This window comes from Rhodococcus sp. Leaf225, assembly GCF_001426145.1.
Classification (GTDB): Bacteria; Actinomycetota; Actinomycetes; order Mycobacteriales; family Mycobacteriaceae; genus Rhodococcoides.
Window position 1 is genome coordinate 582,996 of sequence record NZ_LMRN01000025.1, and the last position, 17,823, is coordinate 600,818.

Annotated in this window: 3 protein-coding genes; all 3 read left to right on the plus strand. The window is 70.3% G+C overall.

The window, feature by feature from the left end; translation table 11 throughout:
- Positions 1-6: 6 nt before the first annotated feature.
- The 3 genes from ASG69_RS21035 to ASG69_RS21045 all read left to right on the plus strand — a co-directional run bounded on the left by ASG69_RS21035 (position 7) and on the right by ASG69_RS21045 (position 17,821).
- A complete protein-coding gene (locus ASG69_RS21035; protein ID WP_056444059.1) occupies positions 7-16,116 on the plus strand; it encodes a non-ribosomal peptide synthetase in 16,110 nt (5,369 codons plus the stop codon).
- A gap of 86 nt (positions 16,117-16,202) precedes the next feature.
- Complete coding sequence (locus ASG69_RS21040; protein ID WP_082544428.1) at positions 16,203-17,576, plus strand: lysine N(6)-hydroxylase/L-ornithine N(5)-oxygenase family protein; 1,374 nt, start codon at positions 16,203-16,205, stop codon at positions 17,574-17,576.
- Positions 17,573-17,821, plus strand: coding sequence for an MbtH family protein (locus ASG69_RS21045; protein WP_027506921.1), 249 nt, complete (start codon positions 17,573-17,575; stop codon positions 17,819-17,821). Before ASG69_RS21040 ends, ASG69_RS21045 begins: the two co-directional genes overlap by 4 nt.
- The last annotated feature ends 2 nt before the right edge of the window (positions 17,822-17,823 follow it).

Here is a 17,823-nt window from a genome sequence, read left to right on the forward strand (position 1 = left end):
ACGTTCATGTCTCGGGGATCTGTCGTCACCACCGCTGTGCTGCCGTTGACCGCTGCTCAGACGGAGGTCTGGACCGCGCAGCACCTGCTGGGTGACCGCACCGACTTCGTCATCTCGCTGCTCGTCGAGATCACCGGCCCGCTCGACCTCGACCGTGCGTGTGACGTCATCCGGTCGGTCATCGCCGACGCGGACGCGCTGCACGTGCGATTCGACTTCTCCGGTCCCGAGCCCGTGCAGTACCGCAGTGACGACGAGTGGTCGGTCGGGGTCGTCGACCTACGCCCGGCTGCCGACCCGATGGCCGAGGCGAAGGCCTGGATCGCGGCCGACATCGCGTCGGCGGACACCAGCGGCGCTCGCGATCTGTTCGCGACGGCGCTCCTCCGCCTGGGGGACGAGCACGTGCTCTGGCACCAGCGCTATCACCACGGCATCGTCGACGGCTTCGGCATGTCGATCATCTTCAACGAGGTCCGCGCGCGCTATGCGGATCCCGAGCGGGGAGTCGCGACCGCGGGCAGGCCGGAGGCCGGTCGTTCGAACGAAGGTGCGTGGGCTCTCGAGCCGCTGGTGGTGGCCGATGCGGAGTACCGCGCGTCCGAGGGTTTCCGTCGCGACCGCGACTACTGGCTCGACCAGATGGCCGACGCCCCCGAGCCGCCGGTGCTGCTGCCCGACGTGCCCGACACGGGGTCCGCGGTCACCGAGCGGGTCTCGGTGCCGATCGACCGACTCGCCCCGCTGTACGACGTCGCCGAGACGGAGGACGTCCGACGCACCCGCCTCGCGCCGGCGGTGTGGATCGCGTACCTGTCCGCGGTCACCGGCCGTCACGATCTCGTCGTCTCACTGCCGTCGACCGCCCGCGTGGGCCGTCGTGCGCGGACGACGCCGTTCATGGCGTCGACCATCCTTCCCGTGCGACTGCGACTCTCGCCGTCGATGACGGTGGCCGACGTCGCGCGGGAACTGCAGCGGGCATCGATCGGCGCGGTCCGGCACGGGCGCTTCCGCGGGGAGGACATCGCTCGGGAGCTGCGGGACTCCGGCGACCGCATGGTGCACGGGCCGGGCATCAACGTCCTCATGGTGGAGCACGGCATCGACATCGGCGGTTCGCCGGCGCACATGCACAGCCTCCAGACCGGACCGGTGCGCGATCTCGACGTCACCGTCACCGGCGGCCGGGACGACGAGCCGCTGGTCTTCGACCTGCGCTCGCGCCCCGGCGCCCACGACGCGCTGATCGGCCACCGGGACCGCTTCGAGTGGGTGCTCGATCAGGTTCTCGCGCAGCCTGATCGGACGCTGTCCTCCCTGTCGACGATGTCGGAGCCCGATCTCGATCGCCTGCTGCACACCTTCAACGACACCGCGGAACCGTCCGTGTCGACGTCGGTGCCCGCTCTGTTCGAGGCGCAGGTCGCCGCCACCCCCGATGCGGTGGCCGTGGTACTGGGCGAGCGGACGCTCACGTTCACCGAGCTCTCGCAGCGGGTGCACCAGCTCGCTCATGCACTTCTCGACGCGGGCCTGCCCCGTGAGGGTGTCGTCGCCGTGTCGGTGCCGCGCTCGATCGAGATGGTCGTGGGAGTGCTGGCCGCGATGGTGGCGGGCGGTGCGTTCGTCCCGCTCGATCCGGACTGGCCGGCGGATCGCCGCGAGCGGGTGCAGCAGGATGCGGACACCCGCGTCGTTCTCACCGGTGCGGGCCACGAGAAGGGCCGGTGGACGGTCGATCTCGACGACTGGCAGTTCGGCGACGGGCCGACGTCCGCACCGGACGTCGTGGTGCACGGCTCGCAGCTCGCCTACGTCATCTTCACCTCCGGCAGTACCGGGACGCCCAAGGGCGCCATGATCCGCCACGAGGCCATCTGTGCCCGCATGGTGTGGCAACGCGATCGGGTGCTCGGTTTCGGACCGGGCGACGCGTCGTTGTTCAAGGCGCCGTTGTCCTTCGACATCTCGGTGAACGAGATCCTGCTCCCGTTGCTGTCGGGTGGCACCCTCGTGATCGCCGAACCGGGAGGCGAGCGGGACGGTCTGTACCTCCTGGATGTCATCTCGCGTCGCCACGTCACCTTCGTCTACCTGGTGTCGTCCATGCTCGACGCTCTGCTGGCCCTCGACACGGACGGATCGTTGTCCGGCCTGCGGCACGTGTGGTGCGGCGGTGAGGTGCTCACTCCGGAGTTGTTCGCGCGCTTCCGCTCTCGACTCGGCACCACGCTGTACCACGGGTACGGGCCCGCGGAGGCCACCATCGGTGTGTCCCATGTGATCTACACGGGCGACGCTCCTCGCATCGCCACGTCGATCGGCCGCCCCAACCCGAACACGCGCCTCTACGTGCTCGATTCGTTGCTGCGCCCGGTGCCGGTCGGCGTCGGGGGAGAGCTCTACGCGGGCGGGTTCCTCCTCGGTCGTGGCTACGTGGGCGCACCGGACATGACCGCGTCGCGTTTCGTGGCCGACCCGTTCGGCCCCGCCGGCGCCCGGCTGTACCGCACCGGCGACCGCGCACGTTGGGCGGAGGACGGCACCCTCGACTTCCTCGGCCGGGTGGACAACCAGGTCAAGATCCGCGGCATGCGCCTCGAGCTCGAGGAGGTGGAAGCCGCGCTCGGCTCGTGCCCCGGTGTGCGACGCGCCGCCGTCGACGTGCGCCGAACCGGCGCGGGCGCGGCGTTTCTCGCCGCCTGGATCGTGCCGGACGGCGCCGCGCTGACACCCGAGGTGCTGCGCACGCACTGTGCACGCGTCCTCCCCGAGTACATGGTGCCGTCCACCTACGTGGTGCTCGATGCCTTCCCCACCACCGCGAACGGCAAGGTCGATCGGCGGGCTCTGCCCGATCCGGAGCAGGTGCGCGGCGACGCCGTGGCCCCGCGGACCGAGCGGGAGCGCGTGCTGTGCGAGGTGATGGCGTCGGCGCTCGGTGTGGAGAATGTGGGTGTCACGGACGACTTCTTCGCCCTGGGCGGCGACAGCATCGTGGCGATCACGGTGGTCGCGCAGGCCCGCGAACGAGGGCTGGCGATCGGCCCGCGCGACGTCTTCACCCTGCGTACCGCCGAGGCGATCGCCGGCGCGGCTCCGGCGGAGCTGGTGACCGTCGACGACGATCCTGTCGGTGAGGTGGTGGCCACGCCCATCGTCGCGCGGACACTCCAGCACGGCGGCATCGGCACCGCGTTCCACCAGACCGCCTCCGTGGCACTGCCTCCGGGCGCCGACCCTGTACTCGTGCGTGCGGCCGTCGAGCTCGTCGTCGCCCACCACCCGGCGCTGCGTGCTGTGTGGAGCGAGGGTCTTACCGTGCCGGCCGACACCGTGTCCCCCGAGTTCGGCACGGGCTCCGTGGCGGACACCGTGGCCCGCCTCGATTCGATGCGGCCGGGCGGCATGGTGGCCGTGTCTCTCGAGGCCGACACGCTGATTCTGTCGGTGCACCACCTCGTCGTCGACGGGGTGTCGTGGCGCATCCTGCTCGGGGATCTACTGACGGCACTCGGTGCGCTGAGCGAGGGCCGCACGCCCACGCTGCCACCGGTCACCACGTCGATCCGCCGCTGGGCGAGCCTGGTCGCCGATGCTGCGGACGCCGGCCACTTCGATCACGAACTACCCTGGTGGCGTGAGGTTCTGACGACCTCGAGCGACTCCGTCGGTGCTCGCACACTCACCGCGGCCGATCGACTGTCGGCGACGCACACGGTCACCACCCCCGCCGACGTCACGGCGGCACTGCTGACCGACGTCGCCACCGCCTACCGCACTGGGCCCACCGAGGTGCTCCTCGCAGCACTCGCCCGCACCCTCGCGTCGTGGGACGGGTACTCGGCGCCGTCGGTCGTCGTGGACGTGGAGGGACACGGCCGTGACGTCGAGGTCGTCGAGGCCCCCGCTGTCGATCTGACGCGCACCGTCGGGTGGTTCACGACCGTCCGTCCCGTTGCACTGCCGACCGGTCCGGACCCGGATGCCGATGTCCTGCTGCAGATCCGGGACTCGCTGCGCTCGGCACCTGCGTCGGGCGTCGGATACGGCGCACTGCGGTACCTGCGCCGCGAGCCCGCCCTGGCGGAGGCCGCGGCGCCGAGCGTCCTGTTCAACTACCTCGGCCGCAGTACCGACGTGGGGGTGTCCGTCACCGGCGGCTCCGACCCCGATCAGCCTGCGGCGCACGCGCTGACGATCGACGTGATCGAGACCGGGGGACAGCTCGTCTCGACCCTGCGTTGGGTGCCCGGTGTGGTGGACGACAGCATCGTGGATGCGTGGACCGCCGCACTCGACCGCGTCGCCGGATCTGCGTCGAGCGCTCGCCGAACCCCCGCCGACTTCCCGCTCGCCGCTCTCGGCGCGGTCGATGTCGCGGCGCTCCCGGACGACGTCGAGGACGTCCTGCCCCTCACCGCGGTGCAGGACGGCATCTACTTCCACAGCACCTTCGGGGACGCGGACCCGTACGTCGTGGGGCAGGTGGTCGAGATCAGTGGCCCGGTCGACAGTGCCGTGCTCCGCACCGCGCTCGAGCACGTGGTGGCTCGACACGCATCGCTGCGCACCAGCTTCCGGCCCCTCGCCGACGGGCGCGTGGTCCAGGTGGTGCACCGCACCGTCGATGTCCCGTTCACCGTGTCCGACGGCACCGTCGACGTGGTGCTGGCCGATCACGCCGGCGCCGGCATGGATCTGGGCTCCGCGCCGCTGGTGCGCTACACCCTCGTCCGCCACGACGAGACCCGCTCGTCTCTCGTGCAGTCGATCCACCACATCGTCGCGGACGGGTGGTCGATCCCGATCATGCTGCGCGAGATGCTCGCTCACTACGGGGACACTCCGGTTCTTCCGGCGGTCACGGCACCCGCGGCGTGGGTCCGCCACCTCGCCGAGCGCGACATCGACGCGTCGGCGCGGGTCTGGCGCGCCGCACTCGAGGGTGTCCGCGAGTCGGTACCCGTCCCGGCGTTCGGCGCCGCCGGCAGCGGTACCGCATCCGTGCGGGTCGACCTCTCCTCCGACCTCACCGCCGTGGTGTCGGGACGTGCGCGCGATGCCGCGGTGACGCAGGGTTCCCTGCTGCACGGAGCCTGGGGTCTCGCGCTCGCACGCGCCACCGGTCGACGCGACGTCGTGTTCGGGTCGACGGTGTCCGGACGGTCGGCACCGGTCGCCGGTATCGAGTCCATGGTGGGGCTCTTCATCGACACCATCCCGGCACGATGGAGACTGCGAGCGGACGACACCGTCGCCTCCGCGGTACAGCGCTGGCAGCAGGAGCAGGCCGATCTGCTCGATCACCACCATGTCGGTGTGCCGACGCTGCGTCGTGTCGCGGGCGTGGACTCGTTGTTCGACTCGCTGGTCGTGGTGGAGAACTACCCGTTGGGCGACACCGCCATCGCCGATCCGTCCGGCACCATCGCGTTGACGGGTATTCGGGTCGAGGAGAACTCGCCGTACCCGTTGACGCTCATGGTGATTCCGGGTGATCGGTTGACGCTGGAGCTGAAGTATGACTCGGCGCTGGTCTCGGCAGCGACGGCGCAGTCGATGCTGGACACCGTCGTCGCCGTCGCGACCGCACCGGCCGACACCCTGGTGTCCGCCGTGACGCCGACGGACCGTCCGGCGGTCGTCGACGTGCCCTCGTCCGACAGTTCGACCACCCTGGTGGATCTCCTCGAGGTGCAGCGCCGGACCACTCCGAACGGCGTCGCCCTCGTCCACGGCGAGGAGTCCCTCACCTACGCCGAGCTGCACTTGCGCGCCGAGCGGGTCGCCGCCGGTCTTCGCGAGCGTGGCGCCGGTCCGGGATCGGTGGTGGCGGTGGCGCTTCCGCGCTCGATCGATCTGGTGGTCGCACTGCTCGCGGTCGTCCGGTCGGGCGCGGCGTACCTGCCGCTCGATCCGGGGTACCCGGCCGAGCGTCTGGCCTTCATGATCGAGGACGCGCATCCCGCCGCGGTGATCGACGGCGATCTCGCACCGTTCGAGGCCGAGCCGACGGCAGCACCCGGGCCCGCCCCAGCCGACGCCGCGTACGTCATCTACACCTCGGGATCGACCGGCCGTCCCAAGGGAGTGGTGGTGCCGCACAGCGCCATCGTGCCCCGCCTCGAGTGGATGCGCGATCACACTCCGCTCGCCGTGGGCACCCGAGTGCTGCAGAAGACGCCCTCCAGTTTCGACGTCTCGGTCAGCGAGTTCTTCGGACCGCTGGTGTCCGGAGCGACGCTCGTGCTCGCGGACCCGGATGCGCACCGCGACACCGCCCGTCTCGTCGAGGTGATCCGTGCGCAGCAGATCACCTGGGTGCACTTCGTCCCCTCGATGCTCGACGCGTTCCTCACCGATCCGGACGTCGCGACGTGCACGTCGCTGCGCGTGATCGTCTGCAGCGGGGAGGCACTGTCCGCAGAGTCCGCGCGCCGCGTCGGCGATCTGCTTCCACACGTGCGCCTGGACAACCTCTACGGCCCTACCGAGGCGGCGGTCGACGTCACCGCCGCACAGGGCGTCCAGAACCACTCCGGCGACGCGGTGCCCATCGGATCTGCGCTGCCCGCCGTCGGGTTCCGCGTACTCGACGGGTGGCTGTCGCCGGTAGGACCGGACGTGCCGGGCGAGCTGTACCTGGCGGGTCCGCAGCTGGCGCGCGGGTATCTTCGCCGCCCCGGTCTCACCTCCACCAGGTTCGTCGCCGGGCCGGACGGGGAAAGGCTCTACCGCACCGGCGACATCGTGCGGTGGCGCGACGGGGCGCTGGACTACCTCGGTCGCGCCGACACCCAGGTCAAAGTGCGGGGCTTCCGTATCGAGCTCGGTGAGATCGACGCGGCGCTGCGCTCGCATCCGTCCGTCGACCGGGCCGCCACGGTGGTGCGCACCGACCGCGGGACCGCGCAGATCGCCGCCTTCCTGGTGGGGTCGGTGGACGAGGCCGCACTGCGGTCGTACCTGGCCGACCGTCTGCCCGAGCACATGGTGCCGACGACGCTGTCCGTGGTGGCTGATCTGCCGACCGGCCCCAGCGGCAAGCTCGACCGGGCAGCGCTGCTGGCCGCCGTTCGCGCGGACACTCCCACCACCACGGAGACGGGGTCGGGTCCGGTCGCGCTGTTGTGCACCCACTTCCACACCGTTCTCGGTGGAGCGGCGGTCGGTGAGGACGACGACTTCTTCGCCCGCGGCGGCGACAGCATCCTGGCCATCCGGCTCGTGAACCTGGCGCGGGGCAGCGGTCTCGAGATCAGCGCCCGCGACGTCTTCGAGAAGCGCACTCCGCGTGCGCTCGCGGAGGTCGCACGGGTCGAGACTCCGCAGGCCGCCACGGTCGCGGAGTCCGGTGTCGGGGAGGTGCGCCCGCTCCCCGTGGTGCACCGACTGTCCGAGTGGTCCGGTAGCACCGACCGCTTCAACCAGTCACTGCTGCTGGTGGTTCCGGCTCCGGTCGAGGAGACCACGCCGCAGCGCACCGTCGGCGCGCTGGTCCAACATCACGACAGCCTGCGCCTCGTCCTGACCCGTCACCTCCGCGGTGTCTGGACCACCGCGGTGCGCCCCGAGGCCTCGGTCACCGTGCACCGCGTCCACGCGGTCGATCTCGACGAGTCTGCGTTCGCCGACCTCGTCGCGCGCGAATCCGATGCCGCCACCGACCGTCTGGCTCCCGAGGCCGGCGCCGTGCTCGAGGTCGTGTGGTTCGACCGTGGCTCCGAGCCCGGCCGGCTGCTGCTCGTCGCGCATCACCTCGTCGTCGACGGGGTCTCGTGGGGCATCCTCGTCGAGGACCTCGCACTGGCGTGGATCGCGCACGACAGCGGCCAGACCCCGACGTTGGACCGCGTGCGGACCTCACTGCGGGAGTACGGGCGCCTGCTCGACGAGAGTGCCCACAGCCCCGCTCGTCTCGCGGAACTGGACCACTGGACCGCCGTCACCGCGCCGGGCGGCGCGCTCATCACCGGCCGACCTCCGGTCTCCCCGCAGACACCGAGAGACACCGACCACGCCGTGGTCGGTCAGGGCGACGTCCGCACCGTCGACGTGTCGTCCGAGGTCACCGCCGAGGTGCTCGGCAGTGTGCCCTCTCTCGTGCGCGGCGACGTCACCGACGTCGTCGCCGCAGCGCTCCGGCTCGCCCTCACCCGGTGGTCTGTCGACCGCGACGTACTGGTCGACCTCGAGCGCCACGGTCGGTCGGACGCGGCGGATCTCTCGCGCACCACGGGGTGGTTCACGTCCATCGCTCCGGTCCGGCTGCGGCCGGGAACCGATCCCGTCACGGTGCTCGCGGAGACGAAGGAGGCCCTGCGTGCGGCGCCCGACGGTGGCCTCGGATACGGGCTCCTGCGCTACGGGAATGCCCGCACCGCAGCCCTTCTCGCGCGCGGTGAGCAGTCGCAGATCCTGCTGAACTACCTGGGCCGGGTGCCGGCCGCCGGGTCGGCCCCGTTCGACAGGGCTCCGGAGACCGTGCGTACCGATCCCGATGCCGACATGGGCGGTCCCTACCGTCTGGTGATCAACGCGCACGTGACGGACGGTGCACAGCCGACTCTCTCGGCCCAGTTCGCCTGGTCGTCCGCGCACCTGTCGTCCGAGGCGGTCACCTCGCTCACCGACGAGTTCCGCACGGCGCTCGGAGATCTCGCGGAGGCCGCCCGCACACACGACGGGCCGCCGATCCTCACGCCGTCGGACGTCCCTCTCGTCGACCTCACTCCCGACGAGCTGACGGCGCTGACCGCACAGGGATCCGTCGAGACCGTGTGGCCGTTGACTCCTCTGCAGGAGGGGCTGGTCTTCGAGAGCCTGTCCGCGGGGGAGCGCGACATCTACACGGCGCAGTTCGCGCTGGACTTCGATCACCGCCTCGATCTCGATCGGCTGCGTAGTGCCCTCGCCGGGCTGCAGCGCCGCCACCCACAGCTGCGCGCAGGGTTCACGCAGACGGCCGCCGGTGTGCCGGTGCAGGTCGTGTCGTCGTCGTGCGAGGTGCCCGTGCGCGAGGCACACGCCGGAGACGACGACGAGGCCGAGCGGTGGATGCAGGAGGACCGCGACACCCCGTTCGACCTGTCGACACCACCGCTGTGGCGGGTGCTCGTGCTGCATCTCGACGGTGGGCGCGATCGCCTGGTGATCAACCGACAGTTCCTCGTCTGGGACGGCTGGTCCAACGGTGTGGTGGTGGGAGAGTTGCTCGCCCGCTACGAGAATCCGGGGCTGCCCGCGCCGGCGGACACCGCGTTCGAGCGGTACCTGACGTGGCTCGCGGAACGCGACCGCGTCGCGGCCCGCACCGTGTGGGCGACGGCGATGGCCGGTCTCGACGAGCCGACGCTGGTGGCGCACCGCGCCGCGCCGACGGTCGGTGTCCCGTTGCGCCGACGCGACGAGCTCGATGCGTCGACGACGGCCGCGCTCGTCGCCGCCACCCGTCGGCGCGGTGTCACGCTCAACGCCGTGGTCACCGCCGCTCTGGCACTGGCGATCTCGTCGGCCACCGGCCGCACCGACGTGGTCTTCGGCATCACGGTCGCGGGCCGACCGCCCGAGGTCGAGGGACTCGACACCGCACCAGGGATGTTCCTGTCGACGGTGCCCGTCCGTACCGTGCTCGATCCCCGCGAGAACGTCGACGCCCTGGTCCGCCGTGTCCAGGGCGACCGCGTGGAGGCGATGGAGTTCGATCACCTCGGTCTCGCCGAGATCATCGAGGTGTCGCCGCACCGCACTCTGTTCGACACGCTCTGCGTGGTGCAGAACTTCGTCTCCGAGGACTCGGCGGCGTCCCTGAACGCGGCGCACGGTGTCGCGGGCACCGACAGCATCGACCACACGAACTATCCGCTCACCGTCGTCGTCACGCCGGGCGCTCGGATCGCCGTGACGGTCGAGTACCGGCCGGAGGCGATCGACGTCGAGCGCGTCGACCTGATCGCGGACGAGTTCACCCGCCTGGTGGCCGGATTCGCGACCGAGGGGTCGCGTTCGGTTCTGCCGGCGCTGCCACGCCTCGACCGACAGGTCGACGAGGTTCCCGATCTCACCGTGACCGAGATGCTGCTCCGCACAGCGCAGAAGGATCCCGACGCGATCGCACTCGTCGCCGGGTCCGAGCACCTCACCTACGCCGGGTTGGCCGGCCGGGTGGAAGGTCTGGCGCGCGTCCTGCTGAGCCGCGGTGCGGGACCGGAGACCGTGGTGGCTCTCGCGTTGCCTCGCAGTCTCGACATGGTGGTCGCGCTGTTCGCCGTGTTGCGCACCGGCGCGGCCTATCTGCCCCTCGAACTCGATCATCCCGATGCTCGCATCCATGCTCTGCTCGACGACGCTCGTCCGCTGTGCACCGTGACCACGGATGCGGTCGGTCGCCGACTGAGCGGACGTGACGGCATCGTCGTGCTCGAGCCACTCCGCGACGAGTCACCGCTCACCGCAGCCGAACTGGGGGCGTTCGCGCCCGGAACGCCGCATCGGCTCGATCACCCGGCCTACGTCATCTACACGTCCGGGTCGACCGGGACGCCCAAGGGCGTCGTCACGCCGTACCGCGGACTGACCAACATGCAGCTGAACCACCGGTCCGCGATCTTCGACCCGGTGGTGGATGCGGCACACGGTCGGGCACTGCGGATCGCGCACACGGTGTCGTTCGCGTTCGACATGTCGTGGGAAGAACTCCTGTGGCTCGTCGAGGGTCACGAGGTGCACGTCGCCGACGAGGTGCTGCGCCGCGACGCCGATGCCCTGGTCCGCTACATCGACGAGGAGCGCATCGACGTCATCAATGTGACCCCCACGTACGCATCCCTCCTCCTCGAGACAGGTCTGCTCGACGGGCATCGACCGGCGCTCGTCCTGCTGGGCGGTGAAGCCGTCGGCGACGACGTGTGGTCCGCACTGCGATCCACCGACGGCGTGCTCGGCTACAACCTGTACGGCCCCACGGAGTACACGATCAACACTCTCGGCGCGGGTACCGACGAGAGCGAGACGCCGACGGTCGGGTTGCCGATCCGCGCCACCGAGGCGCACGTGCTGGACGGCTGGCTGCGGCCCGTACCGGACGGCGTGGCCGGTGAGTTGTACATCGCCGGAGCCGGACTCGCCCGTGGTTACGCGGGACGGTTCGGCCTCACGGCGGACCGCTTCGTCGCCGACTCCTTCGGGGCGGGGGAGCGCATGTACCGCACGGGTGACCTCGTGCGGCGCCGCGCCGGAACGGGACTGATCGACTACCTCGGCCGCACCGACGATCAGGTCAAGATCCGCGGTCACCGGGTGGAACTCGGTGAGGTCGCCTCGGTCGTGTCGTCGGTGGACGGCGTCCGCCGCGCCGCGGTCGTCACCTCGACGGGGCCGGGCGGGTTGGCCCGGTTGATCGCCTACGTCGACACCGACGCGGATGCCGAATCGGTACGGGCGGCCTGTGCCGTGGTCCTGCCGGACTACATGGTGCCCACCGTCGTGCTCGTCTCGTCCTTCCCGATGACCGTCAACGGCAAGCTCGACGTCGCCGCACTGCCGGCGCCGGACGAGAGTGCCGTCGACGCTGTGCCGCCGCGGACCGAGGTCGAACGCATGCTGTGCAGCGTGTTCGACGACGTGCTCGGCCGCCGCGGCACCGGGATTCACGACGACTTCTTCGATCTCGGTGGCCATTCACTGCTGGCCACTCGAGTCATCGGCCGTGCACGGACCGCGCTCGGCACCGAGCTGAGTGTGCGCGATCTGTTCGCCGCGCCGACCGTGGCGGGTCTCGCTGCACTCGTCGGATCGCGAGGCGATGACGCCCGGCCGGCTCTGCGTCGGTACGACCGGCCGGATGTCGTGCCCATGTCGGCTGCGCAGCAACGGCTCTGGCTGCTGCATCAGCTGGATCCGGACTCGGCCGCCTACAACTTCCCGATCGTGCTGCCGCTCCCCGAGCAGCTGGACGAGGATGCGTTCCGGCTCGCTCTCGCCGACGTCGTCGAACGGCACGAGTCGCTCCGCACCGTCTTCGGCGATGCGGACGGCGCTCTGGCGCAGCACGTTCTGACGGACGCGTCACCGGAGTACTCGGTTCACGAAGGCGATGCCGCCGCCGTGGTCGCCGAGATGACGGCGCGGCCGTTCGATCTGCGCCGGGAGATTCCTGTCCGCGCGGCGCTGATCCGGAACGAGGACACCTCGTGCGTCGTCGTGCTCGTCCTGCACCACATCACGACCGACGAGTGGTCGGACCGGCCGCTGCTGGCCGACCTGATGGCGGCCTACGCCGCGCGACTGTCCGGTGACACGGATGCCCGCCCTCCGCTGCCCGTGCAGTACGCGGACTACACGCTGTGGCAGGCCGACCTGCTCGGCGACGCCGCAGATCCGGAGTCGCTCGCGGGGCGTCAGCTCGCGTACTGGCAGTCCGCCCTGGCCGGCGCTCCCGACGAGATCGAACTCGCGACCGACCGGCCGCGTCCGCCGCGGCCGAGTCATCGCGGATCGGTGGTGCGTCGCACCGTCGATCCCGAGACCGTGCGCGCCCTGCGGACACTCGCGCGGAGTCTCGACGCGAGTGTCTTCATGACCCTGCACGCGGCGTCTGCGGTGCTGCTGCACCGGATCACCGGGTCCGACGACATCGTGCTCGGCGCCCCGGTGGCCGGGCGCGGTGAGGAGGGGCTCGACCAGCTCGTCGGGTTCTTCGTCAACACGCTGGTTCTGCGCACCGCGGTCGACGGCCGCTCCACGCTGCAGCGGGCGGTGGAGGAGGCGCGCAGCGTCGACCTCGAGGCCTTCGCGCACGCGGATGTGCCGTTCGACGCGGTGGTCGCGCGGGTCGCTCCTGAGCGCAGCATGTCGCGGAACCCGCTGTTCCAGGTCATGATCAGCCACCACACCGGTCCGCTCGGCGACGGTGACGCGGCGCTGATGACACCGGCGAAGTTCGACCTGGTGTTCAACTACACCGAGGATCTCACCTCGGACCGCCTGGTGCTCGAGCTCGAGTACGCCGAGGATCTGTTCGACGCGTCGACCGCCGAGGCCGTCACAGCACGTCAGCTCGCGGTACTCGACGCACTGGCGACCGACGCCACGGCGGTGGTCGACGACGTCGACATCTTCCTGCCCACCGAGCGCGACGACGTCCTCCGGCGCTTCAACGACACCGCCCGTGCGGTGCCCGAGGAGTCGCTGTTCGAGTCGTACCTGCGGTGGGTCGAGACCACTCCGGACGCGATCGCTGTGGTCGACGAGACCACGACGTGGACATACGCGGATCTGCACGAGCACGTCCTCGACATCGCCGCGGAGTTGCAGCGGCGCGGTGTCGGCCCCGAGGCCGTGGTCGCGGTCGCGGTGCCGCGGTCGGTGTGGACCATCGCGGCGACCATGGGGGTCCTCGCGGTGGGCGCGGCGTATCTCCCGCTCGACCTGAAGCATCCTGCGGACCGGCTCGAGTACATGGTCACCGATGCGGGTGCGACCCTCGCCCTGACGTCGGCCGCGGCCACCGCGCAGGTGCCGTCGGCGGCCGAACACGTCCTCGTGGAGGACATCCCGCCGTCGACCGGTGCCGAGCTCGCGCGACCGGCCTCGCTCGAACTCGCGGCGTACGTCATCTACACGTCCGGTTCGACCGGCCGCCCCAAGGGTGTCGTGGTGCCGCACGAGGGCATCTCGTCACTCGTGGCCACGGCGGAGGACCGCATGCGACTCACCACCGGATCGGTGGTCCTGCAGTTCGCGTCCGTCGGCTTCGACGTCGCGGTCTTCGAACTCGCCATGGCCCTGTGCACCGGATCGCGACTGGTCATCGTGCCCGACGACTCCCGTGTGGCGGGTCCCGAGCTCACCGACTTCTGCGCCGAGCACGGGGTGACCCACGCGATCATCCCGCCGTCGCTCATGGCGGCGCTCCCGCCGGGATGCGCACTGCCCGAGGGGTGCACCGTGCTCGTCGGTACCGAGACGGTGCCGCCCGCGGTGATCTCCGCCTGGTCCGAGCATCTGAACCTGCTCGCTGCGTACGGACTGACGGAGGCGACGGTCAACAACACTCTGTGGCAGGCCTGTCCGGGCTGGACGTCCTCCGTGCCCATCGGCGTACCCGATCCCAACGAGCGCGCGTACGTGCTCGACGATCGGCTGCGGCCCGTCCCGGTCGGGGTATCGGGGGAGCTGTACATCGCCGGCCGCGGGTTGGCGCGCGGGTACCTCGGGCAGCCGGGGCTCAGTGCCCACCGATTCGTGCCCGATGTCGCCGCTCCCGGCGGCAGGATGTACCGCACCGGCGACCGGGCACGCTGGCGTGCCGACGGCAATCTCGACTTCCTGGGGCGCGTCGACGACCAGATCAAGGTGCGGGGGTTCCGGATCGAGCCGGGCGAGATCATGGCCGCGATGGCGTCGTTCGACGGTGTCGATCAGACCGCCGTCGTCGTGCACGAGTCGTCCGAGGTGAGCCGACTCGTCGGATACGTCACCGGGCGTGACGATCTCACGGGGGCCGCGGTGCGGACGCACGCGGCGACGGTGCTGCCGGACTACATGGTGCCCACTCTCGTCGTGGTGGTCGACGGGACGTTGCCGTTGACACCCAACGGCAAGTTGGACCGAGCTGCGTTGCCGCAGCCGGAGTGGTCGTCGGTGGTCGGCGGCCGCGCTCCCACCACGGACGTCGAGCGTGCGCTGGTGCGCAGTGCCGCAGCGGTTCTGGGCCTGGACGAGCTGGGGACGGACGACGACTTCTTCGCTCTCGGCGGTCATTCGATGGCCGCGATGCAGTGGGTGTCGGCCGTCCGCGCCGAACTCGACGTCGACATCTCGGTGCGCGACGTCTTCGAGGCGTCGACCGTCCGCGCCTTGGCGGAGCGACTCGCCGATCGCGGTGGACACGAGGGACCGCACCTGACCGCGCACCCGGACAGGCCCGACGTGGTGCCGCTGAGTCCGATGCAGGAGACCAGGCTGCAGAACGGGCACGTGGTGCAGGCCGACCACGCTCTGGTTCTCGAGCTGCCCGACGTGGACACCGCGGTGCTCGCTTCCGCGGTCGGCGATGTCGCAGAGCGGCACGAACCGCTGCACTCGGTTCTGGTGCCGGGTGAGGGGTCCGCCCTCGGCGATCCGGTGGCGCTCGAAACCGTCGACGTCGGGACAGACGACATCCGCCGCCGCGCCTACGAGATCGCACAGGAACCCCTGGATCTCACGCAGCGACCGGGTCTGCGAATCATGCTGCTACAAAACGATTCCAGGGAAAAGGTAGTTCTCCTGGTCATGCACTACTGGGCCGTCGACGAGTGGTCGGTCGTCCCGTTGCTCACCGATCTGATGCACGCTGCGCAGGCGCGCTCCGGTGCCGAGGCGCCGGAGTTCACGCCGCTACCGCTGCGGTACAGCGACGTCGCGCGCTGGGCCGTCGCCCGACGGGACGCCGACGACCCGGCGATCACGTCGTGGCGCGAGACCCTGGTTGGTGTGCCGGGCCGGGTGAGTCTTCCGATCGCACTGGGTGAGTCCGGATCCGACGCCGTCGCGATCGACATCGATGTCGACGTGGTGCGAGCACTACGCAGCATCGAGGGTGCGGGTCTCGTGTCGGTTCTGCACGCTGCCTTCGCGCTCGCTCTCACCGACCTCGGTGCGGGTGAGGACCTGGCGATCGCCACGATGGTCGCCGGCCGCGACGACGAGAGCACGCACGCCATGGTGGGTGCGTTCGCCGACGTCGTGCCGATCCGCACGCGAACGGGATCCGATCTGGCGACGGTGGCTCGTCGGGTGCAGGCGGAGACCGTCGCGGCGCTGAGCCGCTCCGGTCCTTCCTATGTCGACATCGTCGAGGGCGCCGGCGTGCGCGAGATGCACCGTCCGCAGTTCCTGGTGGTGCACCACCACGTCGCAGATCTCGGCGACGCCGGCGCGGCACTCCTGCCGGTACCCGTCGGTCGACCGTGGGCCGACCTGACGCTGAGTGTCCACGAGGGCGAATCGGACCACGACGCTGCACTTTTCGCGCAGCTGCAGTTCGCTGCGGGTGCCGATCGCGGGGCGATCGGTCGGTTCGTGGAACGGCTCACTCTGCACCTGCGATCGGTCGTCGAGGGCTAGTGGACCAGCAAAGGCTAGGCTAAGCTGACCGACGGTCCCGACGTCCACGCGACGATCCGATCCGGGACGGAACGGGTGGGAGAAGCATGAGCAGTCCAGAAGTACTCGACGTCGTGGGTGTCGGTTTCGGACCTGCGAATCTCGCGCTGGCGATCGCGATCGAGGAACACAACGAGACGTGCGCGGAGCACGAGCGCGTCCGGGCGGTGTTCGTGGAACGTCAGGAGAGCTTCGGGTGGCATCCCGGCATGCTGCTCGACGGCGCGACGATGCAGATCGCGTTCCCGAAGGACCTGGTCACGTTCCGCAATCCGCGGAGCGGGTTCACCTTCTTCAACTATCTGTACGAACGCGACCGGCTGGTGGACTTCGTCAATCACCAGACGTTCTTCCCGACGCGGCACGAGTTCCACGACTACCTGTCCTGGGCTGCCGACCGGGTCGACGCCGACGTCCGCTTCAGTACGTCGGTCACGGACATCACGCAGGACGGCGACGTCCTGACCGTCCGGTGCGACGACGGCACAGTTGTGCGCACCCGCAACGTCTCCGTCGGCGCCGGGTTGACCCAGCGGGTCCCCGAGTGGGCATCGCTGTCCGCACGGTGCTTCCACAACCACGACTTCCTGCCACGTATGGCCGAGTTGCCGAAGCCGACCCACGGACGGTTCGTGGTGCTGGGTGCCGGCCAGTCGGCAGCCGAGGTGGTGCAGTACCTGCACGGTCACTACCCGCACGCCGAGGTCCACAGTGTCTTCACGCGGTACGGCTACAGCCCCGCCGACGACAGTCCCTACGCCAACCGCATCTTCGATCCGTCCGCGGTCGACGAACTGCACCGGGCACCGGCCCTCGAGCGGGAGCGGCTCATCGCGCTGCACCGCAGCACCAACTACTCGGTCGTCGACATCGAGCTGATCGAGGAGCTCTACCGCGCGGAGTACGCGGAGCGCGTCAGCGGTCACCGCCGGCTGTTCATGCGCCGCGCGTCCACCATCGACGGCGTGGTCGAGACGGCCGACGGCATCGAGGTGACCATCCGGGACAGCATCGACGGCATCGCCGACACCCTCGACTGCGACGCGCTCGTGCTCGCGACCGGCTTCCGGCCCGCGCCTCTGCGCCCGCTCCTCGGCGAACTGGCGCCCGAGGACGGCGGCCCCCGCGTCGTCACACGCGACTATCGCCTGCTGGCGACACCGGAGGCCGACACCGCCGGTGCACCCGGTGTCTACCTGCAGGGCGGCACCGAGACCACGCACGGCATCACGTCGTCGTTGCTCTCGAATGTCGCGATCAGATCCGGAGAAATCCTGAACTCCATCGTTGCGAGGCGTGCCGGTGGCGCGGTCCTTGCTAGGGTCGACACCGGTTCCACAGGCGCGGCGACCCGCGCCGAGACCGACAAGGCCCGCCGGGAACGCCCGGCATCGACGTTTGCAGTGAGCGAGGCAAGATGAGCACCAACCCGTTCGACGACGAAGACGGACGCTTCTACGTGTTGGTCAACGACGAGGATCAGCACTCGTTGTGGCCCACCTTCGCCGAGGTGCCCCAGGGATGGCGCGTCGTGTTCGGCGAGGAGAGCCGGGCAGCGTGCCTGGAGTACGTCGAGAAGAACTGGACCGACATGCGTCCCCGCAGTCTCCGCGAGGCCATGGAAGAGGACGCCGCGGGTCGTCACCGCGTCGAGAATCCCTCCTGATC

What these genes read in the sequence shown, in the direction of transcription:
- ASG69_RS21045 (WP_027506921.1), top strand. Translation starts at nt 17,573, where the DNA reads ATGAGCACCAACCCGTTCGACGACGAAGACGGACGCTTCTACGTGTTG.
- ASG69_RS21035 (WP_056444059.1), top strand. Translation starts at nt 7, where the DNA reads ATGTCTCGGGGATCTGTCGTCACCACCGCTGTGCTGCCGTTGACCGCT.
- ASG69_RS21040 (WP_082544428.1), top strand. Translation starts at nt 16,203, where the DNA reads ATGAGCAGTCCAGAAGTACTCGACGTCGTGGGTGTCGGTTTCGGACCT.